This window comes from Reyranella sp. (genome assembly GCF_004297265.1).
Taxonomy (GTDB): domain Bacteria; phylum Pseudomonadota; class Alphaproteobacteria; order Reyranellales; family Reyranellaceae; genus Reyranella.
Genome location: NZ_SCUT01000045.1, coordinates 159,099 through 185,488 on the forward strand (window position 1 = coordinate 159,099; position 26,390 = coordinate 185,488).

Below are 26,390 nucleotides of genomic sequence, written 5' to 3' on the forward strand. Positions count from 1 at the left end.
AAACGAAAACGGGCGCCCCGAGGGACGCCCGTCGATTCCCCGCAGGAAGGCTGGATCAGCCGAGCTTGCCCATCGCGACGGCGGTGTCGGCCATGCGGTTGGAGAAGCCCCACTCGTTGTCGTACCAGCTCATGACACGTACCAGCGTGCCTTCCATGACCTTGGTCTGGTCCATGTGGAAGGTCGACGAGTGGCTGTCATGGTTGAAGTCGATCGAGACGTTCGGCTGGTCGGTCCAGCCCAGGATGCCCTTGAGCTGGTTGGCGGCGGCCAGTTTCACGGCCTTGTTGATCTCGTCCTTGTCCGTCTTGCGCTTGGCGACGAACTTGAAATCGATGCACGAGACGTTCGGCGTCGGCACGCGGATCGAGACGCCGTCGAGCTTGCCGTTCAGTTCCGGCAGCACGAGGCCGACGGCCTTGGCGGCGCCGGTCGAGGTCGGGATCATCGACAGCGCCGCGGCGCGGCCGCGGTACATGTCCTTGTGCATCGTGTCGAGTGTCGGCTGGTCGCCCGTATAGGCATGGATCGTCGTCATGAAGCCGTGGTCGATGCCGACCGCGTCGTTCAGGACCTTGGCCACCGGAGCCAGGCAGTTCGTCGTGCACGACGCGTTCGAGACGACGATATGATCCTTGGTGAGCTTGTCGTGGTTCACACCGTAGACGACCGTGAGATCGGCGCCGTCGGCCGGGGCCGAGACCAGCACGCGTCTGGCGCCGGCATCGAGATGGGCCGAGGCCGCCTTCTTCGACGTGAAGAAGCCGGTGCACTCGAGGGCGATGTCCACGCCCATTTCCTTGTGCGGCAGCTTGGAGGGATCGCGCTCGGCGGTGACCTTCATCTTGCCGCGGCCCACGTCGATCGTGTCGCCGTCGACCTTCACCTCGCCGTTGAAGCGGCCATGGACCGAGTCGAAGCGGAAGAGGTGGGCGTTGGTCTCGACCGGGCCGAGATCGTTGATCGACACGACCTCGATGTCCTTGCGGCCCGATTCCATGATGGCGCGCATGACATTGCGGCCGATGCGGCCGAAGCCGTTGATTGCAACACGAACAGCCATTTTCTTCCCTCCGTTATTGCGCCAGCCGGCGCGCCGCTTCCGCAATCGCTTCGGCCGTAATGCCGAAATGCTTGTAGAGTTCCGCAGCCTTGGCCGAGGCGCCGAAGCCCTTCATGCCAACGAACGCGCCCTTCGATCCGAGCCAGCGCTCCCAGCCGAAACCGGTCGCCGCCTCGCAGGCGACGCGGATGGTGCCGTCGCCGCCCATTACCTTGTTGCGATATGTGTCGTCCTGCGCCGCAAACAACTCCCACGACGGCATGGAGACGACCGCAGCGGTCAGCCCGTCCTTTGCGAGCAAATCGCGCGCGGCGAGGGCGAGCTGCACCTCCGAGCCCGACGCGATCAGGCGGATCGTCGCCGACTCCTCGCCGGCCAGGATGTAGGCGCCCTTGATGCTCAGATTTCCGTCGCCGGCCTCGCGCACCGTTGGCACGTTCTGACGCGTGAGCGCGATGACGCTCGGCGTATGCTTGGATTCCAGCGCGATCTGCCAGCATTCCGCCGTCTCGATGGCGTCGGCGGGGCGCAGCACCTGAAGATTGGGGATGGCGCGCAGCGCCGCGAGATGCTCGACCGGCTGGTGCGTCGGGCCGTCTTCGCCGAGGCCGATCGAATCGTGGGTCATTACGTAGATGACCCGCACGCCCATAAGCGCGGAGAGGCGGATCGAGGGGCGGCAGTAGTCGGTGAACACCATGAAGGTGCCGCCATAGGGAATGACGCCGCCATGCAGCGCCATGCCGTTCATGGCCGCGGCCATCGCATGCTCGCGGATGCCGTAATAGATGTAGCGGCCTGCGGTATCGCTGCGCGAGGCACTCTTCAGCGTGGCGGTCTTGGTGTTGTTCGAACCCGTCAGGTCAGCCGAGCCGCCGACCGTGTCGGGCAGCACCGGGTTGATGACCTCGAGCGCCTCCTGGCTGGACTTGCGCGTGGCCCAGGACGGCTTCTCGGCCGCGATCTTCGCCTTGAACGCGGCAATCGCCTCGCCGACGGCGGACGGGATGTCGCCCTTCTGGCGGCGGTCGAACTCGGCGCGATCCTCGGGCGCCAGGGCGGCGAGGTTCTTGTTCCACTTGCGACGGGCCGACTTGCCGCGGGCGCCGATCTTGCGCCAGGCGGAAAAGATCGCCTCGGGAATGTCGAACGGGCCGTGGTTCCAGCCGAGCTTGGCGCGGGCGCCGGCAATCTCGTCCTTGCCGAGCGGCGAGCCGTGGGTGGCGGCGGTGCCGGCCTTGGTCGGCGCGCCGTAGCCGATCACCGTCTTGCAGGCGATCAGCGAGGGCTTGTCGGTGACGTTGCGGGCCTTGCGGATGGCGCGCGTAACGGCCTCGGCGTCGTGGCCGTCGACCGCCTGCACGTGCCAGCCGGCGGCGGCGAAGCGCTTCTTGTGATCCTCCGAGGTCGACAGTGAGGTCGGACCGTCGATTGAGATGCCGTTGTCGTCGAACAGCACGATCAGGCGGCCCAGGCCGAGATGGCCGGCCAGCGTGATCGCTTCCTGACCGACACCTTCCATCAGGCAGCCGTCGCCGGCGATCACGTAGGTGTAGTGGTCGACGACGTCGCGGCCGAACCGCTCGGCGAGGATGCGCTCGGCTAGCGCGAAGCCCACCGAGTTGCCGAGACCCTGGCCCAGCGGACCGGTGGTCGTCTCGATACCACTCGCGTGGCCGTATTCGGGGTGGCCCGCGGTGCGAGCGCCGAGCTGGCGGAACTTCTTCAGCTCGTCGAGGGTCATGTCGGCATAGCCGGTGAGATGCAGCAGCGAATAGAGCAGCATCGAGCCGTGGCCGGCCGACAGGATGAAGCGGTCGCGATCGGGCCAGTTGGGCTCCGAGGCGTCGAACTTCAGGAATTTCGAGAACAGGACGGTGGCCACGTCGGCCATGCCCATCGGCATGCCGGGATGACCCGAATCCGCCAGCTGCACGGCGTCCATGGCCAAGGCCCTGATGGCGTTCGCCATGTCGCGTGGGGCAGCGGTTTGGTCGGTCATTTTGTGCTTGTGCCGTATGGTTTTTCGAATGGCGCGCAACATGACGACCACCCCTTGGCGCGTCAATGCGCAAAAACTCGGGCAAAGCCAAGATATTGCGGGCCTTTCCCCTCCACAGGGTCAAGATGTTGACCGCTCACAGGCACACCACCTATCCTTTCACCATGGAGCAGATTCAGCCGGGTGACCAACGGCGATCCGCTGTCGGGGGAGCGATGTCCAAGGCAGCCAGCGTAACGGACCGAGTCGACAGCGCGCTCAGCCGGCTCGAGTCGATGGTCGACGAGCGTCTGCGCGTCGAACGGGCGCATTCCGATGAGCTGGCCGCCCGTCTCGCCAAGGTCGAAAGCGAGCATGAAGAGCTGAAGCGGGTGGCGACCGAGGTCGAAGCGCGCCTCGAACGCGCCATGGAATATATCCGGTCACTTCTGGCTGCCGATCAATCGTAGCCAGCCCTCTTTCTCCCCAGCCCGGGAGTGCGTCGCCGGGTGCGACGTGTCAGACTGCAAATCCCCTCAAACGCCGAATAAGGCGCAAAAACAGGAGACGCGGAAAATGCCGCAGGTTTCGGTTCAGATCGCCGGTCGTACCTATGATCTCGCTTGTGGCGAAGGCGAGGAAGCGCGCGTCCAGGAACTGGCCGCCTATGTCGAGGAGAAGGTGACCGATCTGCGTCGCCAGCTTCCCGGCACGCCCGAGTTCAAGCTCCTGGTGTTCGCCTCGCTGCTGCTGGCCGAGGAGAGCCGCGAGGCGCGCGGTGTCGCCAAGGCGGCCGAGAGTGCTCGCGCGACCGCGTCGGATAGCGCCGAGACGCTGGCCACGGCGCTCGAGGAGCTGATCACGGCCCGCGTCGACAAGATGTCGAAGAAGGTGTCAGGGGCCGCGTAGGCGGCGCCTGACATCCCGAGCAACGCGAGGGATCTGCATCAGTACGGCTCCCTCTCATTGCGACGACCGCCCCGAGTCCCTACATTGGATGCGGGGCGGATTTCTGCGCGGCGCGTGGTTCGCTAAAAACCCCGGGGCCAATAAGAACTCCTGGGAGTTGTTCCTGGCCTTGACCCTGGTCTTGGCTACACGACGCCCACCTGCTTTTGCAGGCCTTGGAGGTTCTTCGAGCCACGGCCCATCGTGGAGCCGCCCCACCTTGCTTCCCTTGCCGCAATGACACTGATCGAACGCAAACGGGCGCTTCGCGGCGCGATGATGATCCGCCGCCAAGGACTCGGCGAGGACGATCGCCGCGCCGCAGCCGCGGGCCTTCTCGAAATCTACCAACTCGAACGCCCCGCTGAGTTGCCCGCCGTGGTCGCGGGCTTTTGGCCGATCAAGGACGAGATCGATATCCGCCCCCTGATGGCTCATCTTCACGGCGAGGGATGCCGGTTGGCCCTGCCGGTCGTGCACGGCCGTGGACAACGGCTGTCGTTCCGGGCCTGGCAACCGGGCGATCCACTGGAAGCGGGCGTGTTCGGCACGCTGCAGCCGTCGGCCGGCTGCGAGACGCTGGAGCCCGACGTCCTGCTGGTGCCGTTGCTGGCCTGCGATCCGGAGGGCTGGCGGCTGGGCTATGGCGGTGGCTTCTACGACCGCACGCTCGACGACCTGCGCGAGCGGCGCAAGGTGACGGCGATCGGCGTCGGCTTCGACCTGCAGCTCGTGGAGGAGGTGCCGCACGGTGCCGGCGACCAGCGGCTCGATTGGCTGTTGACCGACCGGCGTGCTTGCGCCTTTGTCTGATACATGAAGATCATGTTCTGCGGCGACATCGTCGGCCGCGCCGGCCGCGACGCGGTCGTCAAGGAAGTGCCGCGGCTCCGTCGCGAACTGGGGCTCGATTTCGTCGTGGTGAACGGCGAGAACGCCGCCGCCGGTTTCGGCATCACCGCCAAGATCTGTGCCGAGTTGCACGAGGCCGGCGTCGACTGCATCACCACCGGCAATCATGCCTGGGACCAGCGCGAGATCATCCCCTACATCGCACAGGACAAGCGCCTGCTGCGGCCGGTGAACTTTCCTCCCGGCACGCCGGGATGGGGCGCCAACCTGTTCCAGACGCCGCGCGGCCAGAAGGTCGTGGTGATCAACGTCATGTGCCGGCTGTTCATGGACGCGCTCGACGACCCGTTCCGCGCGCTCGATGCCGAACTCTCGAAGTATGCGCTGGGCCGGGGCGCGCAGGCGATCCTGATCGACGTGCATGGCGAGGCGACCAGCGAGAAGCAGTCGATCGGGCACTTCTGCGACGGCCGCGCCTCGGCAGTCCTCGGCAGTCACAGCCATGTCCCGACCGCCGATGGCTGGGTGTTGCCCGGCGGCACGGCATACCAGACCGATGTCGGCATGTGCGGCGACTATGACAGCGTGATCGGCATGAAGAAGGAGGTCGCGATGCAGCGATTCATCCGGAAAATGCCCGGTGAGCGCCTGTCGCCGGCCGAGGGCGAGGGGACTTTGTGCGCGGCGGTTGTCGAAACCGACGACCGGACGGGTCTCGCCCGGTCGATCCGGCCGGTCAGGGTCGGGGGGCGGCTGGCTCCAGCCGCCTGACTTTCCCGCATCTTGTGTCTGATGGGCGTCGTGCCCATCTATTAGCGGTGCTCGAAGAGGGTCGTTGACGGCCTGGGGAAAAACCGGCATCCTTTTGAAGTTAAACGGTTTTTCGCCGGATCGGCGAACTGTCTTCAAGGTTAGAGGGGGCGTCGGAATCAAGGTTCCGACGTTTTTTAGCGGGGGCTTCGGCCCCCGCCTTTTTTTGTCCCAAAGGCCTGTTGGGCCGTCTCCAGCCTGCCAAAACCCACGAGAAGTGGTATAGCCGGCTCATCTCGTTACCTAATCTGGTTGTCTGCGATGGCGGGGCATTCCCAATTCAAGAACATCATGCACCGCAAAGGGCGTCAGGACGCCGTGCGGGCCAAGATCTTTACCAAGCTGATCCGCGAAATCACGACGGCGGCGCGGCTGGGGGCGGCCGATCCGGCGTCGAACCCGCGCCTGCGGGCCGCCGTGATCGCCGCGCGCGACGCCAACATGACCCGCGACACGATCGATCGCGCCATCAAGCGCGGCTCGGGTCCCGATGCCGACGCGAACTACGACGAGGTGCGCTACGAGGGTTACGGCCCGGCCGGCGTCGCCGTGATCGTCGAGGCGCTGACCAACAACCGCAATCGCACCGCCGGCGAGGTCCGCTCGATCTTCTCCAAGCACGGCGGCAACCTGGGTGAATCCAACAGCGTGTCGTTCATGTTCGACCGGCTGGGCGAATTCCGCTTCCCGCTGTCCGTCGGCAGCGCAGACGAGGTGATGGAGAAGGCGATCGAGGCCGGCGCCGAGGACGTGGTGAGCGGCGAGGGCGAAGAGGGTGTCCACGAAATCTACTGCGCGCAGGAGGATTTCAACCTGGTGCGCGAGGCGCTGGAGAAGTCGCTGGGCCAGCCCAGCGTCGCCAAGCTGACCTGGCGTCCCAAGACCGGTGCGCCGATCGAGGGCGAGACCGTGCAGACGCTGCTGGATCTCATCTCGGCCCTGGAAGACAACGACGACGTCCAGAACGTCTACGCCAACTTCGAGGTGTCGGACGACGCCCTGGCGAAGTTCGCGGCCTGAGCCGGGTGGAATGAGACTGATCGGCCTCGATCCCGGCCTGCGGCTGACCGGCTGGGGCGTGATCGAGGTCGAAGGCAACCGGCTGCGCCACGTGGCGCACGGTGTCGTCAGGGTCGCGACGGCGGGCACGCTGGCCGAGCGGCTGAGGGAACTGTTCGAGGGCGTCGCCGGCGTCGTCGAAGCGCAGCGGCCGGTCGAGGCCGCGGTCGAGGAGACCTTCGTGAACGTCAATCCGGGGTCAACCCTGAAGCTCGGCCAGGCGCGCGGCGTCGTCATGCTGGCGCCTGCCCGGGCCGGCCTGCCCGTGTTCGAATACTCGACGAATCTGGTGAAGAAGTCAGTGGTCGGGGCCGGGCACGCCGACAAGAGCCAGATCGCCATGATGGTCGGACGGCTGCTGCCGGGCGTCGATGCCAAACAAGACGCCGCCGATGCGCTGGCGGTCGCGATCTGCCACGCCCACCACCGCGCCACCGCGCGACGCATCGAGGCCGCACTGTGATCGCCAAGCTGAAGGGCCTCGTCGACTCGGTCGACACCGACAGCGCCGTCATCGACGTGGGCGGCGTCGGTTATCTCGTCTCTGCCTCGGCGCGCACCTTGCGCGACCTCTCCGTCGGCGCAGCAGCGACCATGCTGGTCGAGACGATCGTGCGCGAGGATGCCATCGCGCTCTACGGCTTCCTCGAGACGGGTGAACGCGACTGGTTCCGCATCCTGACGACCGTGCAGGGTGTGGGCGCGCGCGTGGCGCTGTCGATCCTGTCGACCCTGTCGCCCGACGAGATCGCCCGTGCGATCGCGGCGCAGGATCGCGCGACCCTGAGTCGACCGCCCGGCGTCGGGCCGAAGCTCGCGGCGCGCCTCGCCACCGAATTGAAGGACAAGGCGGCCGCGTTCGGTGTGGCCACCGTTCCCGCGGCAGCAAGCAAGCCCGGCGCGGCGGTTAGCGCGCCCGGCTCGATCAACGAGGATGCGATCTCCGCCCTGGTCAACCTGGGCTACAAGCGCGTCGAGGCCTTCGGCGCCGTCGCGCGCGTCACCCAGCGGTTGGGTGCTGAGGCCCAGCTGGATGCCGTGATCCGTGCCGGCCTTCAGGAGCTTGCACGATGAGCGCCGCGCCCGAACGCCTGGTGACGGCCAAGCGGTCCGAGGAAGACGCCGCCGAGCTGGCGTTGCGCCCGCAGACGCTCGACGATTTCATCGGCCAGAAGCAGGTCCGCGAGAACCTGAAGATCTTCATCGCTGCCGCCAAGGGCCGCGGCGAGGCGCTGGACCACGTCCTGCTGCACGGACCTCCGGGCCTCGGCAAGACGACGATGGCGCAGATCGTGGCGCGCGAGATGGGCGTGGGTTTTCGCGCGACATCCGGGCCCGTCATCCAGAAGGCGGGCGACCTCGCGGCGCAGCTCACCAATCTACAGCCACACGATGTGCTGTTCATCGACGAGATCCACCGTCTCAATCCTGCAATCGAGGAGGTCCTCTATCCCGCAATGGAGGATTTCCAGCTCGACCTGATGATCGGCGAGGGGCCGGCTGCGCGCTCGGTTCGCATCGAGCTGCCGCCGTTCACGCTGGTGGGCGCCACCACCAGGTCCGGCCTCATGACGCGGCCGCTGCGCGAGCGCTTCGGTATCCCGCTGCGCATGGTGTTCTACGAGCCGGCCGAACTCGAGACCATCGTGCAGCGCGCTGCCCGCGTCCTCAGGATGCCGCTCGCGCCCGATGGCAGCGCGGAGATCGCCAAGAGGTCACGGGGCACCCCGCGCGTCGCCAACCGCCTGCTGCGCCGGGTTCGCGACTTCGCGGCGGTCGCGGGAGATGCCGGCGTCGATGCGCAAGTGGCCGATGCAGCGCTGACGCGCCTCGAAGTCGACGGGCGCGGCCTCGACGCCATGGATCGCAAATATCTCGCCTGCATCGCCGAGAATTACGGCGGCGGCCCGGTGGGCGCTGAGACGCTCGCGGCGGCACTGGCGGAACAGCGCGACGTCATCGAGGACGTGATCGAACCCTATCTGATGCAGCTCGGCCTGTTGATGCGCACACCGCGCGGCCGCCTCCTGTCCGAGGCCGGGTACCGGCATCTCGGGCTGGCGATGCCCAAGGGGCAGAAGCAGCAGCTCGACCTTCTGGCCGCGGGTAGCCCGACGGAGGATGCGTGAACGCGTTCCCGACCTCCGGGTGCATCCACGAGGGCAGCCACGTGCTGCCGCTGCGCGTCTACTACGAGGACACCGATGCCGCGGGCATCGTCTACTATGCCAACTGGTTGCGCTTCCTCGAACGGGGCCGCACGGAACTGCTGCGGCTGCTGGGAGAGCAGCACACGGCGCTCCGCGAGGAGCGTGGCATCCACTGGGTCGTGCGTCGCTGCGCCATCGATTACCTCAAGCCGGCGCGGCTGGACGATGCGATCGAGATCGTCACCGGCTGCGGTGAGTTGCGTGGCGCATCGCTCGACATGATTCAGCATGCGCGCCGCAATGGAGAGATCCTGGTTCGAGCCGAACTCGTCGTCGCCTGCATGGGCGAGGGCGGTCGGCCTGTCCGATTGCCGCCGCTCGTGCGGACTGCCCTGGCCCAGGTAGCGCTGAGCGGATCGCCCCGCTCACGCCATATTCGGATACAACCCTCTTGAACCAACGGAGAACATAAATGGACGCGTTTGCGCAGGTCGCCGGAGCCCCCCTCGGCGGCGGCACTGGGACAATGGATTTGTCCGTGTACGGCCTGTTCATGCAGGCCGATTGGGTGGTGAAGGCCATCATGATCCTGCTCCTGCTGGCCTCGTTCTGGTCATGGGCGATCATCTTCGAGAAGGTTCTCCGCCTGCGTTCGCTGAAGCGCAGCGCCCAGGCCTTCGAGGACACGTTCTGGTCCGGCGTCTCGCTCGAAGATCTCTATGACCGCGTCGGCGCCAAGCCCGACGACCCGATGTCGAGCATCTTTTCGGCGGCCATGCGCGAATGGCGCCGGTCCGTATCCAAGGGCCTCGCCTCCAGCGCCACGGCGCGTGCGGCCTTGCGCCAGCGCATCGAGCAGGTGATGGGTGTCACCATCCAGCGCGAGATGGAGGCGATCGAGAAGCGACTGGGCTTCCTCGCAACGGTCGGCGCCAACGCCACGTTCGTTGGCCTGTTCGGCACCGTCTGGGGCATCATGAACAGCTTCAGCCACATTGCTCAGTCGAAGAACACCTCGCTCGCGGTCGTGGCGCCCGGCATCTCGGAGGCGCTGTTCGCCACCGCCATCGGCCTGGTCGCCGCCATTCCCGCGGCCGGCGCCTACAACATCCTGTCGGGCCAGGTCTCGCGCTACGCCCAGCAGCTCGAGGCCTTTGCCGGTGAGTTCATCACCATCCTGTCGCGTCAGCTCGAGGAACAGGTCTGATGTCGGGCGTCATTCCGGCACCCGGCGCCAATTCGTCGGGCGGCAAGTTCAAGCGGCGAAGCTATACGCCCATCGCCGACATCAACGTGACGCCCCTGGTCGACGTCATGCTGGTGTTGCTGATCATCTTCATGGTGACGGCGCCGCTGCTCCAGGTCGGCGTGCCGGTCGACCTGCCGAAGACCAGCGCCCAGCAGGTCGGCGGCAAGGATGAACCGATGGTTGTGTCGGTGAACTCTCAGGGTGAGGTGTTCCTGGGCGAGACCAAGTACGACATCGCGGAACTCGGCGCGAAGCTGAAGGCCGTGCATGAGGAGAAACCCGACCAGCGTGTCTTCATGCGCGGCGACAAGAGCGTCGACTACGGAAAGATGATGGAGGTCATGGGCGTCGTGATCGACAGCGGCTTCCGCCAGCTTGGCCTGCTCGGTGAACAAGCGCAGGCGCTCGGACGGGGCGGCGGCACCGTCACGCCGGCCACGCCCGGCCAGCCCGCTCCCCGCGCTCCGCAACCTCAACAGCAACCCCAGGCGCCAACGCCCCGGCGCTGAGAGCAACGGACACGAAGAGGACGATGGTTCGGCGTCACCCTGACAGCATCGAGATGCGCACACCGGCCATCGCGTCGGCGATGGTGCACGTCTTCGTGTTGGGAGCGGCGGTGCTCAATCTCGACTTCTTCGGCCGCACGCCGCCGATGGAGCCCGAGCCCGTGATGGTCGAGTTCGAGGCGATCGACAAGAAGGCGGGTGCACCCACGGTGGCCAACCTGCCGCCGCAGCCGAAGGACGCGCCCATCGCGCAGGAGACGACCAAGGCGCCGCCGGTGAAGTCGGCGGAGCCGCCGCCGTCGCCGCCGACTCCCAAGCCGCCCGAAGTCGTCGAGCCCCCGAAGCCGCCGACCCCGCCCAAGCCGGAGGAGAAGCCCAAGACGGAGGCCGCCAAGCCGGTCGAGGATCTCGTGGCGATGAAGCCCAAGGAGCCCGAGAAGCCGAAGGTCGAGAAGCCGCCGGAGCCGCCCAAGCCTGCCCCCGAGGTGAAGAAACCGGAGCCGCCCAAGCCGCCGCCGCCCAAGCCTGCGCCGCCCAAGCAGAGCGTCGATTCCATGATCGACGACATCCTGAAGAACAAGCAGTCGCAGCAGAAGATCCAGACGCCTGAGCAGAGCCCGAAGCCCGTGCAGCAGGTCACCCGCCAGGCGCCGGCCGCGCCGAACCTGGCGGCCGTCGTCACGGCGAGCGAGATCGAGGGCGTGCGCCAGAAGATCCGGCCCTGCTGGAACACGCAGGGCGGATCCCGTGATCAAGCTATGATCATTACGCTGACCGTCGAGATGAACCAGAACGGTACACCGGTGAAGGCTGAGCTGCGAGATACGGGGCGCTATAACAGCGATCCGGTCTTTCGTGCCGCAGCCGATGCGGCGCATCGCGCCATCATGAATCCGCGTTGCCAGCCCTGGCCGCTTTCGCCAGAGAAGTTCGCGAGCTGGCGAACGATCACCTTCAATTTCGATCCACGTGACTACTAAGACCCCTCCACCCTAATAGAAGCCTTGAGATGAAGAGGTCCGACATGATGCTTCCCCGACGGACGACCCTGCTGGGCGGTGCTGCCCTCGCCACCATCGGCGTTGCGGGCACGGCGCGCGCGCAGCTCACCATCGACATGACGCGGCCGAGCTTCGAGCCGGTGCCGATCGCCATCGTCGACTTCAAGGGCGACCCGGTGGGCGCCCAGATGGCGGGCGTGATCCGGAACAACCTGCAGAATTGCGGCCTGTTCCGGGTAATCCCCACGAGCGCCTACATCCAGAAGGACGTCGACGCGACCTCGCCGCCGCGTTTCCAGGACTGGCGCAGCGTCGGCGCGGCCGGCCTGGTCGTCGGCCAGGTCACCTCGGTCGGCGGCAGCATCAAGGTCGACTTCCGCCTGTGGGACGTCGTCACGAGCCAGCAGGCCACCGGCCTGTCCTTCACCAGCCAGCCGAGCAACTGGCGGCGCCTCGCGCACATCATTTCCGACGCGATCTACAAGCGCGTGACTGGCGAGGAAGGTTATTTCGACACCCGCGTCGCCTACGTCTCCGAGACCGGCCCAGGCAACAACCGGACCAAGCGCATCGCGGTCATGGACCAGGACGGCGCCAACAACCGCTACCTGACCGACGGCAAGACCATCGCGCTGACGCCGCGCTTCTCGCCGACCCTGCAGGAAATCGTCTACATGGCGTACGGCGAGAACAACGGGCCGCCGCGCGTCTACCTGCAGAACGTCGACAGCGGCCGCCGCGAGCTGCTCGGCAACTTCCCGGGCATGAGCTTCGCGCCGCGCTTCTCGCCGGACGGCACCAAGGTGGTCATGAGCATCGCGGAGAACGGCCGCACCAACATCTATGAGATGGACGTGCGCGGCCGGCAGCTCCGCCGCCTGACCAACTCGCCCGCCATCGACACCTCGCCGTGCTTCTCGGCCGACGGCTCGCAGATCGTGTTCAACTCCGACCGCGGCGGCGCCCAGCAGCTCTACGTGATGAGTGCCGGCGGGGGCGGCGAGCGGCGCATCAGCTTCGGTGACGGACGCTACGCGACGCCGGTCTGGTCGCCGCGCGGCGACTTCATCGCCTTCACCAAGATCGGTGCGGGCGGCTTCGGCATCGGTGTGATGCGCTCGGACGGCAGCGGCGAGCGCATGCTGGCCAGCGGCTTCCTCGTCGAGGGTCCGACCTGGGCGCCCAACGGCCGCGTGCTGATGTTCTTCCGGGGACAGCCCAGCTCGGGCGGCAGAGCGGGGTCGGCTTCCCTGCACCAGATCGACATCACCGGCCGCTTCGAGCGGCAGGTGCCGACGCCGACCGACGCGTCGGATCCGGCCTGGTCGCCCTTGATTCCGCAGTAGCGAAATATATGATCTTTTCTGTCGACCCGTGCGTACCCCTCGCCCGGGTCGATTCCGTCAGGGAGTGGATCGAAATATGAGCATGATCAAGGCTTTGTCGGCCATTGCAGCGCTGTTCCTCATTGCGGCCTGCAGCAACAACGACACGCAGACGGCCTCTGCGGCCACCACGACCGTGACGCCCGGATCGGTCGGCGACTTCCGGCAGAACGTCGGCGACCGCGTCTTCTTCGACACCGACTCCTCCACTGTGCGCGAGGACGGCCGTCAGACCCTGAACCGCCAGGCCGAGTGGCTGAAGAAATATTCGAACTACCAGATCACCATCGAGGGCCACTGCGACGAGCGCGGCACGCGTGAATACAACCTCGCGCTCGGCGAGCGCCGTGCCAATGCCGCGCGCCAGTACCTGATCGCACAGGGCATCCCCGCGACGCGCATCAAGACCGTCAGCTACGGCAAGGAAAGGCCCGATCCGGTCGGCTCCGACGAAGCGGCCTGGGCGCGTAATCGCCGCGCCGTTACCGCCCTGGAGTAGGAATCGCCTCGCACCGAGGCGAGTGCGGACAACGCCGGTCGCCATGCGACCGGCGTTTTCGTTTGGCGGCGGGACGGCCATGCCTGAAAATGGCCGCGTTTGATGTGAACAAAGCGTTGGCCATGAAGATCTTTCCCTCCCGGCTCGCTCTCCTAATCGTTCTTGCCCTGCCGACCGCGGCAGCGGCGCAACGGGGAGGCGATGCAGTCTATATCGATGATCGACTCAATCAGCTCCAGCAGTCGCTCACGATGATGACCGGCCAGATCGAGCAACTGCAGAATCGCAACGCGAAGCTGCAGCAGCAGATGGAGAAGATGCAGGCCGACTACGAGTACCGCATCGAGCAACTCGAGAAGGGTGGGGCCGGCCGCCCCGGAGGCGCCGCGCCGCGTCCGGGCGCGCAGGCCGCGGCGCCCGCGACACCTTCGCCGACGCCTCCCGCAGGCGCTGCCAATGCCGACCAGCTCTACGACGAGGCCGTCAAGAAGCTGCAGGAAGGTGACTATGCGGCCGCCGAGCGCGGCTTCAGGACCTTCATCCAGCGCAATCCGCAGAACAAGCTCGCCGGCAATGCACAGTACTGGCTCGGTGAGACCTATTACGCGCGCCGCGACTACAGCAACGCCCTCACGGCCTTCGCCGAAGGCTACAAGGTCTACAAGAACAGTCCGAAGGGGCCCGACAATCTCCTGAAGCTCGGCATCACCATGTCCGTGATGGGCCGCAAGCCGGATGCCTGCGCCGTGTTCGCCCGCTTCAACCAGGACTATCCGCGCGCGACCGACCTGCAGAAGCGCCGGATCGACCAGGAGCGGCAGAAGAACGGCTGCGGGTGAGCGATCCCGCCGAGCCGCGCCCCGTCGACGGAGCGACCTTCGCGCGCCTGATGGCGCTGTTCGGACCTTTCGAGGCATGTCCTGAACTGGCTGTCGCCGTTTCCGGCGGCCGCGACTCTCTCAGCCTCGCCCTGCTCGCGCACGAATGGTCGACCGGGCAGGGCGGCCGGGTTCTGGCGCTGATCGTCGATCATGGCCTGCGGCAGGAGGCGGCGGGGGAAGCGCAGGTGACAGTGGAGGTGCTGGCTCGGCACGGGGTGCAGAGCCTCGTCCTGCGCTGGACCGGCGCCAAGCCGCTGGCCAGCCTGCAGGAAGCCGCGCGCGACGCCCGCTACCGTCTGCTGCGCGAGGCGTGCCGGGAGCGCGGCATCCTCCATCTTCTGGTGGCCCACCATGCCGGCGACCAGGCCGAGACGATCGCGATGCGCGCCGCGCGCGCCAGCGGCCCGGATGGGCTGGCCGGCATGGCCGCCCTCGTCGAGTGGCCGGAGGTTCGCCTGCTGCGGCCGCTGCTCTGCGTGCCGCGGGCACGCCTGTCGGCAACACTCATGGCGCGCGGCGTCGCCTGGGTCGACGATCCTTCCAATTTCGATCCGCGCTTCGAGCGGGCTCGCCTGCGCCTCACCGGGACGATCGGGCCGGGGCAGCCGGATGCAGACCTCCTGCGTGCCGGCCGGGAGGCGCAGGCCGCCCGGGCGGGGGTCGAACTTATCGAGTCCCGGGCGGACGGGAGCATCGCGATCGACCGTACGGCGCTCGAGCGGCTGGCCCGCGACACGCGTGCCCGGCTGGTGAGCCGCGTCGTGCAGGCCTTGGGAGGCGGTTCTCATCCGCCGCGGCGAGACCGGCTCGATCGGGGCCTGGCCCGGATGTTCGGAGCGCCGGACCGCGGCAAATCGGGCCGCAGGCAGGATTTCACCCTGTCGGGGTGCCAATTCGCCCTGCGTCAGGCTGTCGGCTCGCGCCAGCTTGAGTGGATTGTCCGGCCCGAAAGTGGCAGGAAAGGAAGGCAGCCCTTGATTCCCGCTGCATTTTTCGCTTGCGACCCGGCGGCCGCAACCCATCTTTGGTCGTAGCCCTATTTTACGGAAGCCATCAGTGAACCCGTTCAATCGTAACGCTGCCCTGTGGATCGTCATCGTCCTGCTGCTCGCGCTGCTCTACAGCGTCTTCCAGGGCGGCGCGACCCGGTCTCCCGGCAACACGATCTCCTATTCGGAATTCGTCCGGGCGGTTGAACAGCGGCAGATCCAGGACGTTCGTATCCAGGGCAACACGATCAGCGGCACCTTCCGCGAGCCGCGCAACGGCGTGCAGAAATTCTCGACCTACGCGCCGAGCACCCCGCCCGACGACCAGTTGATGCCGATGCTCATCAAGAACGTCGACCGCGTCGATGCCGGGCCGGCGGAAGAGGGTGTCAATCTCGGCAGCATCTTCGTGAGCTGGCTGCCCGTGCTCGTGCTGGTCGGCGTCTACATCTTCTTCCTGCGCCAGATGCAGAGCGGCACCGGCCGGGCCATGGGCTTCGGCAAGTCCAAGGCGCGCCTCCTCACCGAGAAGCATGGTCGCGTCACCTTTGACGACGTCGCCGGAATCGACGAGGCCAAGGGCGAGCTCGAGGAGATCGTCGACTTCCTGAAGGACCCGCAGAAGTTCCAGCGCCTGGGCGGCAAGATCCCCAAGGGCTGCTTACTGGTCGGCCCCCCGGGTACCGGTAAGACCCTGTTGGCGCGCGCCATCGCCGGCGAAGCCAACGTGCCGTTCTTCACCATCTCGGGCTCCGACTTCGTCGAGATGTTCGTGGGCGTCGGCGCCAGCCGCGTGCGCGACATGTTCGAGCAGGCCAAGAAGAACGCGCCCTGCATCGTGTTCATCGACGAAATCGACGCCGTCGGCCGCCATCGTGGCGCCGGCCTGGGCGGCGGCAACGACGAACGCGAGCAGACGCTGAACCAGCTGCTGGTCGAGATGGACGGTTTCGAGGCCAACGAGGGCGTCATCCTGATCGCCGCCACCAACCGTCCCGACGTGCTCGACCCCGCGCTGCTGCGTCCGGGCCGCTTCGACCGCCAGGTCGTGGTGCCGAACCCGGATGTCGGCGGCCGCGAGAAGATCCTCAAGGTCCACATGCGCAAGGTGCCGCTGGCGCCGGACGTCGATCCGAGGGTGCTGGCCCGCGGCACGCCCGGTTTCTCCGGTGCCGATCTCGCCAACCTGGTGAATGAGGCCGCGCTGCGCGCCGCGCGCGTCGGCAAGCGTCTCGTGACCATGGGCGACTTCGAGTATGCCAAGGACAAGGTGCTGATGGGCACCGAGCGCCGCTCGATGGCGATGACCGACGAGGAGAAGACGCTTACGGCCTACCATGAGGCGGGCCACGCGCTGGTCGCCATGCACGTGCCGAAGAGCGACCCGCTGCACAAGGTGACGATCATTCCGCGCGGCCGCGCGCTGGGTGTCACCATGCAGCTGCCGGAGCGCGATCACCTGAGCCACACCAAGCAGTATCTGGAGTCGCGGCTCGCCATCATGTTTGGCGGTCGCCTGGCCGAGGAGCTGGTGTTCGGTCCGGAGAACGTGACGACGGGCGCCGCCAGCGACATTCAGGTCGCGACCCAGACCGCGCGCGGCATGATCACCGCCTACGGCATGTCCGAGAAGCTTGGCCGCGTGCGCTATCAGGCGAACGAGCAGGAGGTCTTCCTGGGCCACGCCGTCACGCAGACGCAGAACGTCTCCGAGGCGACGTCGCAGCTCATCGACCAGGAGGTCCGCCGCCTGATCGAGGAGGCCGAAGGCCGGGCGCGGACGATCCTCACCGAGCGCCTCGAGGATCTGCACACGATCGCCAGGGCGCTGCTCGAGTACGAGACGCTGAGCAACGACGAAATCGGCACGATCCTGCGCGGCGAGAAGGTCGTGCGCGACGACACCGGCGGCGCGGGCACGTCGGACCGCCGTCGCCGCGCCTCGGTCCCGACCAGCACCGGCCCGGCGCCAGGCGCCAATCCCGAGCCTCAGCCGGGCGTTTGACGCGAAGCTTCGCGGGCCTCGCGCTCGATCGCCCTGTCGTGATGGCGATCGTGAACGTGACGCCCGATTCCTTTTCCGACGGCGGTGAACGCCTCGACCCGGCGCGGGCCATCGACGATGGCCTGCGCTTCGTGGCGGAGGGGGCCGATATCCTCGATGTCGGCGGCGAGTCCACGCGCCCCGGTTCGGCTTCCGTCTCTCCCGAGGAGGAATGCCGCCGCATCCTCCCCGTCGTGGAGGGGCTGGTCCGGCAGGGAGCAATCGTCTCGCTCGACACGCGCCGCGCCCTGGTCGCGGATGCGGGATTGGCCGCCGGCGCGCAGATCGTGAACGATGTGTCGGCGCTGCGCGACGATGGGGCGATGCTGCCCCTGGTGGCGCGGCGCAAGGCGGCGGTCGTCCTGATGCATCGGCGCGGCCGGCCCGAGGAGCGCTATGCCGGTCCGGCCTATGACGATGTCGTCGAGGATGTACGGCGGTTTCTGCTCGATCGTGCCGCCGCTTGCGAGGCGGCGGGCATCGACCGGCAGAGCATCGCCCTCGACCCCGGTCTCGGCTTCGGCAAGAAGGTCGAGGAGGAACTGGCCTTGATCACGGGGACGCAGCGTCTGGCACAGGCCGGATACCCCGTGTTGATAGGCTGCTCTCGCAAGAGCTTCATCGGCCGGCTGACGGGCGTCGAAAAGCCGGCGGATCGCGATCCGGCCTCGGCGTTTCTGGCCGTCGAAGCCGTACGGCGCGGGGCTTCGATCGTCCGCGTCCACAACGTCGTCGCGACGCGGCAGGCTCTCGCGGTCTTCGAGGCGATGCGGTAAAATTATCATTATGGTTCGATCACTCTTCGGCACGGATGGCATTCGCGGTCGTGCGAACACTGCGCCGATGACCGCCGAAATCGCGATGCGCATCGGCATGGCCGCGGGACAGGTGTTTCACCGGGGCGCCCATCGCAACCGTGCCGTGATCGGCAAGGATACGCGCCTGTCGGGCTACATGCTGGAGCAGGCCCTGACTGCGGGCTTCCTCTCGGTCGGCGTCGACGTGTTCCTGTTGGGGCCCATTCCTACGCCCGCGGTCGGCTTCCTGACGAGATCGATGCGCGCCGACGTTGGCGTGATGATCTCCGCATCGCACAACCCGTACGAGGATAACGGGATCAAGTTGTTCGGTCCTGACGGCTTCAAGCTGTCCGATGCGGTCGAGATCGAGATTCAGGCGCTGGTGATGTCGCCCTCGGATCTGGTTCTCGCCGATTCCGCCGCGATCGGCCGCGCGCAGCGGCTGGACGACGTGCAGGGCCGCTACATCGAGGCGGTCAAGGCATCGGCGCCGCGCGGCCTCGACCTCAGCGATCTCAAGATCGTCATCGATTGTGCCAATGGCGCGGCCTACAAGGTAGCGCCCACGGTGCTCACCGAACTCGGTGCCGAGGTCATTCGCGTCGGCGTCTCGCCGGACGGCTTCAACATCAACGGCAACTGCGGCTCGACGCATCCCGGCGTGCTGCAGGAGCAGGTGGTCGCGCACCACGCCCACATCGGCATCGGCCTCGACGGCGACGCCGACCGCGTCATCATGGTCGACGAGACGGGCGCGGTCATCGACGGCGACCAGCTCATGGCGACCATCGCCGACCAGTGGACGCGGAGCGGCCTGCTGTCGGGCGGCGGCGTGGTGGCGACGGTCATGTCCAATCTCGGGCTGGAGCGCTATCTCGACGCGCGGCGGTTGAAGCTGGTGCGCACGCAGGTCGGCGACCGCTACGTCCTCGAGCGCATGCGTGCCGACGGTTACAATCTGGGCGGCGAGCAATCCGGCCACATCATCATGACCGACCATGCCACCACCGGCGACGGGCTGATGGCGGCATTGCAGGCGCTGGCCGCCCTGATCTGCGACGGTCGTCCGGCGAGCGAGCTTTTCCGGGCATTCGAGCCTGTGCCGCAGCTGCTGAAGAACGTGCGCGTGGCCGATGCCACACAGGCCCTGCACGCCGCATCCGTGGTCAAGGCAATCGCCTCGGCCGAGGCCCGGCTCGGCAAGAGCGGGCGCATCCTCGTGCGAAAGTCGGGTACGGAACCGCTGATCCGCGTCATGGCCGAGGGGGACGATTCCGATCTCGTGCACAGCGTCGTCGACCAGATCATCGAGGCGATCCCCCGGCAGGCGGCATGAAGGGCCGTGTGCTGATCATCGCCGGCTCGGATTCCGGCGGCGGGGCGGGCATCCAGGCCGACATCAAGGCGGTCACCGCGATGAACGGCTTCGCGGCGACGGCTATCACGGCGCTGACCGCTCAGAACACCGAGGGTGTGCATGGCGTGGTCGGCATCGAGCCGACCTTCATCGCCCAGCAGATCGAAGTCGTGCTGAGCGACATCGGCGCCGATGCCGTGAAGACCGGCATGCTGCACAGCGCCGAGGTGATCGGCGTGGTGGCGGCGGGGCTTGCCCGGCATGCGGCCAGTGTGCCGCTGGTCGTCGATCCAGTGATGGTCGCCAAGGGCGGGCACCGGCTGCTGCTGACCGAAGCCGAGGCCGCGCTGCGCGACACGCTGCTGCCGATGGCGGCGCTGATAACGCCGAACCTGCCGGAGGCAGAAGTGCTGGTGGGATTTCCCGTGAGGGTCGAGGCCGACATGAAACGCGCCGCCGAAAGACTGGCTTCGCTGGGGGCCGGCGCCGTGCTGATGAAGGGCGGCCATCTCGAGGGTGACCGCGTTGTCGACCTGCTGTTCCACGACGGAAGATTCGACCGCTTCGAGGATGCGAGGATCGTGAGCCGCAGCACCCATGGGACCGGCTGCACGCTCGCGTCGGCAATCGCGGCGGGGCTGGCGCAGAGGATGACGTTGCGCGATGCCGTGGCGCGTGCGCGCGACTATGTGCGCAAGGCCATCGAAACCGCGCCCGGCTTCGGACGCGGCCACGGTCCGCTCAATCACGCCGTGACGGTCAAATCAGGCTAGCATCCTTCGTGGCAGGCTGCCGCGGCGTCCATTTCCCGGCCTCGGTCTGGACGATGAAGTTCCAGAGCTCGCGATTGAAGGCATCAGGCTCCTCGAGGTTCACCGCATGGCCGGTCTTGGCGAACATCGCGAGGCCGGCATTGGGCAGAACGCGCTTCAGGTAGAGGCTGGGCTGCAGGCACGGATCGTCCTCGTCGCCGCAGATGATCAGCGTCGGCACGTCGAGCGTCTGCCATTCCTCCTCGAAATCATAGAGCGACGGCCGCTTGCCCTGGTAGTTCTCCATGGTGTTGGCGGCGCCGAGGTCCGGATGCTCGGAGAGATGCTTCGTGAATTCCGCGAAGCCGCGCGGGTCCTTCAGTCTGAAGCGCGAACGGGTGGGGTTGGTCGTCAGGCTCTCGGCATACTTCGCCATGCCGTGCTTGCGGATGAGTCCGGCCGTCGTCACCGCATCCTTCTTGAACTGCTCGTGGCCGTCGCGGCCGGCGCCGGACCCTACGCCTGCGAGGGTCAGCGAGAGGGCACGGTCGGCATGCAATCGGCCGAAATGCGCCGTCGCGAAGGCGCCCTGCGACAGGCCGACGATATGCGCTTTCGAAATCTTGAGGTGGTCGAGCATGCGCCTGGCATCGTCCACGGCGAATTGTTGGCCGTACATGTCACCGCTCGCGGGCACATCGGAGCCGGGATAGCCGCGGAAAGAATAGGTGATGCAGCGATGGCGGCGGGCGAAGAAGCGCATCTGCGGCTCCCAGGCGCGCCAGTCTCCGCAATATTCGTGGACGAACAGGATCGGCGTGCCGTTGCCGGCCTCCTCGTAATAGAGCTTCACCCCGTCGGGCGTGGTGGCGTGCGGCATGGCGCGGTTCCTCTTCGCATTGTTGATGGTGGTGGCAAATAGGCTAGCATCGCGGTCATGGCAAAGCATCGCATCTACACGACGAGCTTCGCGAGCGTTTACCCGCACTACGTCACGAAGGCGGAGAAGAAGGGACGCACCAAGGCGGAGGTCGACCGGATCATCGCTTGGCTGACGGGCTACAGCGCCAAGGCGCTGGACACGCATATCAAGAAGCAGACCGACTTCGAGACCTTCTTCGCCAAGGCCCCGAAGCCCAACCCGTCCCGTGCGCTCATCAAGGGCGTCGTCTGCGGCGTCCGCGTCGAGGAGGTCGAGGAGCCAACCATGCGCGAGATCCGCTACCTCGACAAACTCATCGACGAGCTGGCGAAAGGAAGGGCGATGGAGAAGATCCTGCGCATGGAGTGACGCGCAGGATCCGCTTTACACGCCAAATCGCTCCAGTCGTTCCAGCACCGCCGGAATCTTGTCGTCGGTGACGTTGGCGAAGGCGAGGCGGATGAATCTCTCCTGGCCGGCGCCGAACATGTCGCCGGGAATGGTGAGCAGGTTTTCCTCGTCGGCCATGCGCCTGGAGACTTCGGTGGAGGCGGTGCCGGCGAAGGGGTGCTCTACATACGCGAAGTAGGCGCCGATGCTCACCAGGCGCCAGCGGTTGGAGCGCTCGAGTCCCCGGCCCAGCAGGTCGGCCCGCGCCTTGAGGCCGGCCGTGTTGTTCCGGGCCCAAGGCAGCAGGTTGCGCAGGCCGTAGAGCGCCGCCTCCTGGCCAAGCCGCGGCGGACAGATCGAGACGCAGTCCATCGCCTTCTCGATCTCGGCCATCAGCTCGGTGCCCGCGGTGACGGCGCCGACCCGGTAGCCGGTCAGCGCGAACACCTTGGAGAAGCTGTAGAGGTGCACCAGCGTGCCGCGCCAGTCGGGCCGGCTGAAGAGGTCATGCGGCCGCTCGCCTTCGGGCAGGAAATCCTTGTAGGTCTCGTCGAGCAGCAAGGCGATGCCGTGCTTCTTGGCGAGTTCGAAGAAGGCGTGGATCGTTTCGGGCGGATAGACGGCACCCGTCGGATTGTTGGGCGAGATCAGGATGATCGCGCGGGTGCGAGGCCCGATCAGCTTCTCGGCATCCTCCGCGCTCGGGACGGCGCCGGAGCCGGGCCGGAAGTCGAGCGGCACGGGCTCGACACCCTGCATGCGCATCCACATGTCGTGATTGAAGTAGTGCGGGCGCGGCACGATCACCTGGTCACCCGCCCTGGCGATGCTCATCAGGGCGAGGCAGAAGGCCTGGTTGCAACCCGACGTGATGCCGACTTCGGCGGGCGTGACCGGAGCACCGTAGAATTCGCTGAGGTGTCCCGCATAAGCCTCGCGCAGCACCGGCAGGCCGAGGATCGGCGTGTAGCCATGCATCGTCGGATCGAGCAGCAACTCGCCCAGATGCTTGCGCAACTCGAGCGCCGGCGGATAGCCCGGCACGGCCTGGCTGAGGTCGATCAGCGGCCGGTCGGCGGGAAAGGTACGGCCCAGCACCCAGCGCTTGGTTTCGCCGATGGGCGAGGGGGCGACGGCTGCGAGCCAGGGATTGGTGATCGGAACGGTATTCATGACGAGGCAGACGCTTCTTTCAAATCTGGTGCCGAGAGAGACGGCGATGGAACTCGATCGGGATGCAATTCACAGAAAATTCTCGCAGGAATTGCAGGCCCGCTCCGGCTCGGGGCCGCGGAGCATCCAAGTCTCGCTGCTACCTGTCAAATCCCTGTCGAATCCGGGTCTCATGTCAAAATGCATTGCTTGCCCGGTGTCTTGTGCATAGCATCGAGTCAAGGCTCCGTCTGAGAGCCAGTGCCCCAAGCGTCAGCTCGGGCTGGGATCAATCTGCCGGTCGAAATCGGCGTTGAGGAGGAAACATGGTCTCGAGGAAGGTCAATCGTCGTCGATTTGTCGCCGGTACCGCTGCCGTTTCGGCAGCGTTCGTGGCTGCGCCATTCGTCCGTGGCGCCAATGCCGCCGGCAAGCTTTCGGTCGGATTCTGGGATCACTGGGTGCCGGGCGCCAACAAGGCGACCGAGGATCTCGTCAAGGAGTGGGCCGAGAAGAACAAGGTCGAAGTCCAGATGGACTTCATCACCTCGCAGGGCAACAAGCTGTTGCTCACGACCGCTGCGGAAGCGCAGGCCAAGTCCGGCCACGACGTGCTCGCTTTCTCGACCTGGCTCCCGGCGCGCTATTCCGAGCAGCTCGTCCCGATGAACGATGTCATGGAGCCGCTCATCAAGGAGAACGGCGCGGTCAACGGAACGGTCGAGTATCTCGGCAAGCTGAACGGAAAGTGGCTCGCCGTGCCGGCCACGGTGGGCAGCCAGATCAAGGGGCCCTGCTCGCGCATCGATCTGCTGAAGAAGCATGCCGGCATCGACATCCAGGCGATGTACCCGGCCGGACAGGCGCCCAAGGCGGACGCCTGGAATCTCGACAACTTCCTCAAGGCGGCGGAAGCCTGCCAGAAGGGCGGTAACCCGTTCGGCATCGGCCTCGGCACGACGTCGGACAATGTCGACACGGCCGGCGCGCTGTTCCACGCCTTCGGCGCGCAGCTCGTCAACGCCAAGGGCGACATCGTCGTGAAGAACGACCAGGTCCGCCAGGTGCTCGACTACTACAAGAAGCTGATGCAGTTCCTGCCGCCCGACGTCCCGTCCTGGGATGACGCTTCGAACAACAAGTTCCTGGTGTCGGGCCAGGGCTCGCTGATCATGAACCCGCCCAGCGCCTGGGCCGTCGCCAAGCGCGATGCGCCGCAGGTCGCCGAGCAGCTCTGGACGCACGGCTTCCCGGTCGGGCCGAAGGGCCGCTATGCGCCGTTCCTGCCGTACTTCTGGGGTATCTGGAACTTCAGCAAGAACCAGTCGGCGGCCAAGAGCCTGATCACCCATCTCTCGCAGGCCAGCTCCGCCGAGAAGATGACCAACGCGTCGCAGGGCTACGACCTGCCGTCGTTCGAGAAGCTCACAACCTTCAAGGTGTGGGCTGAAGAGTCGCCGCCCAAGGGCACGCTCTACCACTACCCCAACCCGCACAACCATCAGACGCTTTCGATCGCCGCGGCTCCCGCGCCGCACAAGATCGCCGAGCAGATCTACACCCAGGCCATCATGACCCAGATGGTCGTGCGCTACGCCAAGGGTGAAGCGATGGACAAGACGCTCGACTGGGCGGCTAAGGAGCTCGAGGGCTTCACACGTAACTGACGCGTCGTCGTTCTGCATCCGTTGGGGGCGCCGCGTGAGCGCGGCGTCCCTGCGATTGCATCTTTGGTCTCGCCGCGGGAGTACAACATGGCAGACATCGCCGCCCGAAATCCGACCATCCTTACGGGTGATCGCCGCAGTGGCTTGCACAAACTCATGCAGCGCAAGTCGACCATCGCCTTCCTGATGGCCCTGCCGCTGATCCTTCTGATCGCCATACTGGTCGCCTATCCGGCGGGCTACGCGGTCTATCTCGCAACGCTCAACAAGGGCATGACCCGCTTCGTCGGCTTCGGAAATTTCGAGTTCCTGTTCGGCCGCGACACGTTCTGGCTGGTCGTCTACCAGTCCTGCCTGTTCGCCATCACGGCGGTGATCTTCAAGGCGATCATCGGCTTTGTGGTCGCGCACTTCGTCCATAACATTCCAGCGAAGGGCCAGCGTAAGTGGCGTGGCATGCTGCTGGTGCCGTGGGTCATTCCGCCGGCCATGAGCACGCTCGCCTGGCTGTGGCTGTTCGATCCGTCCTACAGCGCCCTCAACTGGCTCCTGGGAATTTTTGGCATCGAGGGCATTCCCTGGACCGGCGAGGCCGGCTGGGCACGCTTCTCGGTCATCCTCGTCAACGTGTGGATCGGCTCGCCGTTTTTCATGATCATGTACCTCGCGGCGCTGAAGTCGGTGCCCGAGCAGCTCTACGAGGCGGCCTCGATCGACGGCGCCACCTGGTGGCAGCGCATCTGGTACGTGACCCTGCCGATGATGCGCAATATCATCGCGATCACAGCGCTCTTCTCGCTGATCGTCACTTTCGCCAACTTCGACATCGTGCGCGTGCTGACGGCGGGCGGCCCGCTGAACAGCACGCATATCTTCGGGACATGGGCATTCCGCGTCGGCATCGAGGGCGGAGACATCCCGCTCGGCGCCGCCGTGTCGCTGTTCATGGTGCCGATCCTGGCCGTCGCCGCGACCTTCATCCTGCGCGACATCACCAAGCGGGGGAGTGAAGTCTGATGGCCGACGCATCGATCGCCAGCGGGGCGCCGAGCCGCCCCAAGTACGGCAGCATGAGCCGGGACCGGGCCTGGGCGCTGCGCTGGTCCTATTTCTTCCTCGTGCTGTTCGCCATCTTCTTCCTGATGCCGCCGATCTACATGCTGATTACCTCGCTGAAGACCAGCGCGGAGATCTCGGCCGCTGCCAACCCCTGGTGGATCAGCAATCCGACGCTGCAGAACTACATCGACCTGCTGTCGCAGAACCAGTTCCTGGTGTTCTTTCGGAACTCGGCGATCGTATCGATCTGCGTCGTCATCCTGACCATGATGATCAGCGTGATCGCGGCCTTCGCGCTCGCCCGCATGAAGTTCTGGGGATCGGCCACGCTGGCGACCGGGGTGTTCCTCACCTACCTGATACCGGAAACGCTGCTGTTCATCCCGCTGTTCAAGATGTTCGCCTGGGTGAACGAGACTTTCGGCATCCAGTTGATGAATCATTGGTGGACGATGATCATCCTCTACCCGACGCTGACGGTGCCGTTCGCCACCTGGATCATGATCGGCTACTTCGCCTCGATCCCGAAGGAACTCGACGAAGCGGCGCTGATCGACGGCGCGACCTGGATGCAGACCTTGACCAAGATCTTCATTCCGGTAGCCCTGCCCGGGATCATCGCGGCGACGATCTTCACCTTCACGGTGGCCTGGGCGCAGTTCCTCTATCCGCTCGCCTTCACGACCTCTACCAGTGAGCTGGTGCTGCCGGTGGGCATCATCACGACCCTGATCAAGGGCGACGTCTTCAACTGGGGACAGATCATGACCGGCGCGCTGCTCGGCGCGGCTCCGCCGCTCATCATCTACGCCTTCCTCATGGACTACTACATTGCGGGTCTGACCGCGGGCGCGACAAAGGGATAGTCGAC

27 protein-coding genes, 1 other RNA gene and 1 pseudogene are annotated in these 26,390 nt (G+C 66.2%); 25 read left to right on the forward strand and 4 right to left on the reverse strand.

Translation table 11 applies throughout. The features are described from left to right. Positions 1 to 55 precede the first annotated feature (55 nt). Positions 56 to 1,063, reverse strand: a complete 1,008-nt coding sequence (gap, locus tag EPO41_RS19490; protein WP_296328438.1) for a type I glyceraldehyde-3-phosphate dehydrogenase — start codon at positions 1,061 to 1,063, stop codon at positions 56 to 58. Between the two features lie 13 nt (positions 1,064 to 1,076). Next, the gene (gene tkt, locus EPO41_RS19495) at positions 1,077 to 3,065 is read right to left on the reverse strand and encodes a transketolase (RefSeq protein WP_296328440.1); all 1,989 of its coding nucleotides are present in this window, start codon (positions 3,063 to 3,065) and stop codon (positions 1,077 to 1,079) included. 215 nt (positions 3,066 to 3,280) lie between these two features. On the opposite strand from tkt, the gene EPO41_RS19500 reads away from it, so the two are divergent. From EPO41_RS19500 to thiD, 21 genes and pseudogenes are all read left to right on the forward strand, one after another. Continuing rightward, a complete protein-coding gene (locus EPO41_RS19500; RefSeq protein WP_296328442.1) occupies positions 3,281 to 3,514 on the forward strand; it encodes a DUF4164 family protein in 234 nt (77 codons plus the stop codon). Between the two features lie 106 nt (positions 3,515 to 3,620). Next, the gene (locus tag EPO41_RS19505; protein WP_296328444.1) at positions 3,621 to 3,953 is read left to right on the forward strand and encodes a cell division protein ZapA; all 333 of its coding nucleotides are present in this window, start codon (positions 3,621 to 3,623) and stop codon (positions 3,951 to 3,953) included. Between the two features lie 97 nt (positions 3,954 to 4,050). After that, positions 4,051 to 4,207: non-coding RNA, 6S RNA (ssrS, locus tag EPO41_RS19510), on the forward strand. A gap of 22 nt (positions 4,208 to 4,229) precedes the next feature. Then, positions 4,230 to 4,805, forward strand: a complete 576-nt coding sequence (locus EPO41_RS19515) for a 5-formyltetrahydrofolate cyclo-ligase (RefSeq protein ID WP_296328446.1) — start codon at positions 4,230 to 4,232, stop codon at positions 4,803 to 4,805. 3 nt (positions 4,806 to 4,808) lie between these two features. Further along, positions 4,809 to 5,615 (forward strand): TIGR00282 family metallophosphoesterase, encoded by an 807-nt coding sequence (locus EPO41_RS19520; RefSeq protein ID WP_296328447.1) that lies wholly within the window; start codon positions 4,809 to 4,811, stop codon positions 5,613 to 5,615. A 300-nt stretch (positions 5,616 to 5,915) separates the two neighbouring features. Continuing rightward, positions 5,916 to 6,674 carry a YebC/PmpR family DNA-binding transcriptional regulator gene (locus EPO41_RS19525; RefSeq protein ID WP_296328450.1) on the forward strand — a complete coding sequence of 253 codons (759 nt, stop codon included), beginning with the start codon at positions 5,916 to 5,918 and terminating at the stop codon, positions 6,672 to 6,674. Between the two features lie 10 nt (positions 6,675 to 6,684). Next, the gene (ruvC, locus tag EPO41_RS19530) at positions 6,685 to 7,176 is read left to right on the forward strand and encodes a crossover junction endodeoxyribonuclease RuvC (protein ID WP_296328452.1); all 492 of its coding nucleotides are present in this window, start codon (positions 6,685 to 6,687) and stop codon (positions 7,174 to 7,176) included. Beyond that, the gene (ruvA, locus tag EPO41_RS19535; RefSeq protein WP_296328454.1) at positions 7,173 to 7,787 is read left to right on the forward strand and encodes a Holliday junction branch migration protein RuvA; all 615 of its coding nucleotides are present in this window, start codon (positions 7,173 to 7,175) and stop codon (positions 7,785 to 7,787) included. Before ruvC ends, ruvA begins: the two co-directional genes overlap by 4 nt. Then, positions 7,784 to 8,842 carry a Holliday junction branch migration DNA helicase RuvB gene (gene ruvB, locus EPO41_RS19540; RefSeq protein ID WP_296328456.1) on the forward strand — a complete coding sequence of 353 codons (1,059 nt, stop codon included), beginning with the start codon at positions 7,784 to 7,786 and terminating at the stop codon, positions 8,840 to 8,842. Before ruvA ends, ruvB begins: the two co-directional genes overlap by 4 nt. After that, positions 8,839 to 9,318 carry a tol-pal system-associated acyl-CoA thioesterase gene (gene ybgC / locus EPO41_RS19545; protein WP_296328458.1) on the forward strand — a complete coding sequence of 160 codons (480 nt, stop codon included), beginning with the start codon at positions 8,839 to 8,841 and terminating at the stop codon, positions 9,316 to 9,318. The genes ruvB and ybgC overlap by 4 nt, the downstream gene beginning before the upstream one ends. A 17-nt stretch (positions 9,319 to 9,335) precedes the next feature. Then, complete coding sequence (gene tolQ / locus EPO41_RS19550) at positions 9,336 to 10,070, forward strand: protein TolQ (protein WP_296328460.1); 735 nt, start codon at positions 9,336 to 9,338, stop codon at positions 10,068 to 10,070. Next, positions 10,070 to 10,621, forward strand: coding sequence for a protein TolR (gene tolR / locus EPO41_RS19555; protein ID WP_363247169.1), 552 nt, complete (start codon positions 10,070 to 10,072; stop codon positions 10,619 to 10,621). Before tolQ ends, tolR begins: the two co-directional genes overlap by 1 nt. Before the next feature lie 23 nt (positions 10,622 to 10,644). Further along, positions 10,645 to 11,601, forward strand: a complete 957-nt coding sequence (locus tag EPO41_RS19560) for a hypothetical protein (protein ID WP_296328463.1) — start codon at positions 10,645 to 10,647, stop codon at positions 11,599 to 11,601. A 44-nt stretch (positions 11,602 to 11,645) separates the two neighbouring features. Continuing rightward, positions 11,646 to 12,968, forward strand: a complete 1,323-nt coding sequence (gene tolB / locus EPO41_RS19565) for a Tol-Pal system beta propeller repeat protein TolB (protein WP_296328466.1) — start codon at positions 11,646 to 11,648, stop codon at positions 12,966 to 12,968. 178 nt (positions 12,969 to 13,146) lie between these two features. Further along, a pseudogene (gene pal / locus EPO41_RS19570) lies at positions 13,147 to 13,506 on the forward strand (peptidoglycan-associated lipoprotein Pal); the annotation flags it as partial. A 122-nt stretch (positions 13,507 to 13,628) separates the two neighbouring features. Next, positions 13,629 to 14,345, forward strand: a complete 717-nt coding sequence (ybgF, locus tag EPO41_RS19575) for a tol-pal system protein YbgF (protein WP_296328472.1) — start codon at positions 13,629 to 13,631, stop codon at positions 14,343 to 14,345. Beyond that, on the forward strand, positions 14,342 to 15,421 hold the full coding sequence (tilS, locus tag EPO41_RS19580; protein WP_296328475.1) for a tRNA lysidine(34) synthetase TilS: 1,080 nt from the start codon (positions 14,342 to 14,344) through the stop codon (positions 15,419 to 15,421). The genes ybgF and tilS overlap by 4 nt, the downstream gene beginning before the upstream one ends. A 22-nt stretch (positions 15,422 to 15,443) precedes the next feature. After that, positions 15,444 to 17,381: an ATP-dependent zinc metalloprotease FtsH gene (gene ftsH, locus EPO41_RS19585; protein ID WP_296328478.1), complete on the forward strand. Its 1,938-nt coding sequence runs from the start codon at positions 15,444 to 15,446 to the stop codon at positions 17,379 to 17,381. Beyond that, the gene (gene folP / locus EPO41_RS19590; protein ID WP_296328480.1) at positions 17,378 to 18,196 is read left to right on the forward strand and encodes a dihydropteroate synthase; all 819 of its coding nucleotides are present in this window, start codon (positions 17,378 to 17,380) and stop codon (positions 18,194 to 18,196) included. The genes ftsH and folP overlap by 4 nt, the downstream gene beginning before the upstream one ends. Positions 18,197 to 18,206: 10 nt before the next feature. Next, positions 18,207 to 19,556 (forward strand): phosphoglucosamine mutase, encoded by a 1,350-nt coding sequence (gene glmM / locus EPO41_RS19595; protein WP_296328483.1) that lies wholly within the window; start codon positions 18,207 to 18,209, stop codon positions 19,554 to 19,556. Then, complete coding sequence (gene thiD, locus EPO41_RS19600; protein WP_296328486.1) at positions 19,553 to 20,350, forward strand: bifunctional hydroxymethylpyrimidine kinase/phosphomethylpyrimidine kinase; 798 nt, start codon at positions 19,553 to 19,555, stop codon at positions 20,348 to 20,350. The genes glmM and thiD overlap by 4 nt, the downstream gene beginning before the upstream one ends. Here the strand turns inward: thiD and EPO41_RS19605 are convergent. Next, positions 20,337 to 21,209, reverse strand: a complete 873-nt coding sequence (locus EPO41_RS19605) for an alpha/beta hydrolase (RefSeq protein ID WP_296328489.1) — start codon at positions 21,207 to 21,209, stop codon at positions 20,337 to 20,339. The genes thiD and EPO41_RS19605 overlap by 14 nt on opposite strands. 57 nt (positions 21,210 to 21,266) lie before the next feature. On the opposite strand from EPO41_RS19605, the gene EPO41_RS19610 reads away from it, so the two are divergent. Beyond that, the gene (locus tag EPO41_RS19610) at positions 21,267 to 21,620 is read left to right on the forward strand and encodes a DUF2200 domain-containing protein (RefSeq protein WP_296328492.1); all 354 of its coding nucleotides are present in this window, start codon (positions 21,267 to 21,269) and stop codon (positions 21,618 to 21,620) included. Positions 21,621 to 21,635: 15 nt separating this feature from the next. On the opposite strand, the gene EPO41_RS19615 is transcribed toward EPO41_RS19610, so the two are convergent. After that, entirely contained in the window at positions 21,636 to 22,814 is a 1,179-nt protein-coding gene (locus EPO41_RS19615; RefSeq protein ID WP_296328495.1) for an aminotransferase, read from the reverse strand. A 305-nt stretch (positions 22,815 to 23,119) separates the two neighbouring features. Here EPO41_RS19615 and EPO41_RS19620 point away from each other — a divergent pair, with 305 nt between their 5' ends. The 3 genes from EPO41_RS19620 (at position 23,120) to EPO41_RS19630 (ending at position 26,385) form a co-directional block, all read left to right on the forward strand. Next, a complete protein-coding gene (locus tag EPO41_RS19620; protein ID WP_296328498.1) occupies positions 23,120 to 24,460 on the forward strand; it encodes an extracellular solute-binding protein in 1,341 nt (446 codons plus the stop codon). A gap of 156 nt (positions 24,461 to 24,616) precedes the next feature. Beyond that, entirely contained in the window at positions 24,617 to 25,477 is an 861-nt protein-coding gene (locus tag EPO41_RS19625; RefSeq protein ID WP_296328709.1) for a sugar ABC transporter permease, read from the forward strand. After that, positions 25,477 to 26,385 (forward strand): carbohydrate ABC transporter permease, encoded by a 909-nt coding sequence (locus tag EPO41_RS19630; protein ID WP_296328501.1) that lies wholly within the window; start codon positions 25,477 to 25,479, stop codon positions 26,383 to 26,385. The genes EPO41_RS19625 and EPO41_RS19630 overlap by 1 nt, the downstream gene beginning before the upstream one ends. The last annotated feature ends 5 nt before the right edge of the window (positions 26,386 to 26,390 follow it).

What these genes read in the sequence shown, in the direction of transcription:
- ruvC (WP_296328452.1), top strand. Translation starts at nt 6,685, where the DNA reads ATGAGACTGATCGGCCTCGATCCCGGCCTGCGGCTGACCGGCTGGGGC.
- ruvB (WP_296328456.1), top strand. Translation starts at nt 7,784, where the DNA reads ATGAGCGCCGCGCCCGAACGCCTGGTGACGGCCAAGCGGTCCGAGGAA.
- EPO41_RS19515 (WP_296328446.1), top strand. Translation starts at nt 4,230, where the DNA reads ATGACACTGATCGAACGCAAACGGGCGCTTCGCGGCGCGATGATGATC.
- EPO41_RS19560 (WP_296328463.1), top strand. Translation starts at nt 10,645, where the DNA reads ATGGTTCGGCGTCACCCTGACAGCATCGAGATGCGCACACCGGCCATC.
- thiD (WP_296328486.1), top strand. Translation starts at nt 19,553, where the DNA reads ATGAAGGGCCGTGTGCTGATCATCGCCGGCTCGGATTCCGGCGGCGGG.
- tolQ (WP_296328460.1), top strand. Translation starts at nt 9,336, where the DNA reads ATGGACGCGTTTGCGCAGGTCGCCGGAGCCCCCCTCGGCGGCGGCACT.
- tolR (WP_363247169.1), top strand. Translation starts at nt 10,070, where the DNA reads ATGTCGGGCGTCATTCCGGCACCCGGCGCCAATTCGTCGGGCGGCAAG.
- ybgF (WP_296328472.1), top strand. Translation starts at nt 13,629, where the DNA reads ATGAAGATCTTTCCCTCCCGGCTCGCTCTCCTAATCGTTCTTGCCCTG.
- EPO41_RS19615 (WP_296328495.1), bottom strand. Translation starts at nt 22,814, where the DNA reads ATGAATACCGTTCCGATCACCAATCCCTGGCTCGCAGCCGTCGCCCCC.
- gap (WP_296328438.1), bottom strand. Translation starts at nt 1,063, where the DNA reads ATGGCTGTTCGTGTTGCAATCAACGGCTTCGGCCGCATCGGCCGCAAT.
- EPO41_RS19520 (WP_296328447.1), top strand. Translation starts at nt 4,809, where the DNA reads ATGAAGATCATGTTCTGCGGCGACATCGTCGGCCGCGCCGGCCGCGAC.
- EPO41_RS19630 (WP_296328501.1), top strand. Translation starts at nt 25,477, where the DNA reads ATGGCCGACGCATCGATCGCCAGCGGGGCGCCGAGCCGCCCCAAGTAC.
- EPO41_RS19610 (WP_296328492.1), top strand. Translation starts at nt 21,267, where the DNA reads ATGGCAAAGCATCGCATCTACACGACGAGCTTCGCGAGCGTTTACCCG.
- EPO41_RS19620 (WP_296328498.1), top strand. Translation starts at nt 23,120, where the DNA reads ATGGTCTCGAGGAAGGTCAATCGTCGTCGATTTGTCGCCGGTACCGCT.
- tolB (WP_296328466.1), top strand. Translation starts at nt 11,646, where the DNA reads ATGATGCTTCCCCGACGGACGACCCTGCTGGGCGGTGCTGCCCTCGCC.
- EPO41_RS19625 (WP_296328709.1), top strand. Translation starts at nt 24,617, where the DNA reads ATGCAGCGCAAGTCGACCATCGCCTTCCTGATGGCCCTGCCGCTGATC.
- EPO41_RS19605 (WP_296328489.1), bottom strand. Translation starts at nt 21,209, where the DNA reads ATGCCGCACGCCACCACGCCCGACGGGGTGAAGCTCTATTACGAGGAG.
- EPO41_RS19500 (WP_296328442.1), top strand. Translation starts at nt 3,281, where the DNA reads ATGTCCAAGGCAGCCAGCGTAACGGACCGAGTCGACAGCGCGCTCAGC.
- tkt (WP_296328440.1), bottom strand. Translation starts at nt 3,065, where the DNA reads ATGACCGACCAAACCGCTGCCCCACGCGACATGGCGAACGCCATCAGG.
- EPO41_RS19525 (WP_296328450.1), top strand. Translation starts at nt 5,916, where the DNA reads ATGGCGGGGCATTCCCAATTCAAGAACATCATGCACCGCAAAGGGCGT.
- EPO41_RS19505 (WP_296328444.1), top strand. Translation starts at nt 3,621, where the DNA reads ATGCCGCAGGTTTCGGTTCAGATCGCCGGTCGTACCTATGATCTCGCT.
- glmM (WP_296328483.1), top strand. Translation starts at nt 18,207, where the DNA reads ATGGTTCGATCACTCTTCGGCACGGATGGCATTCGCGGTCGTGCGAAC.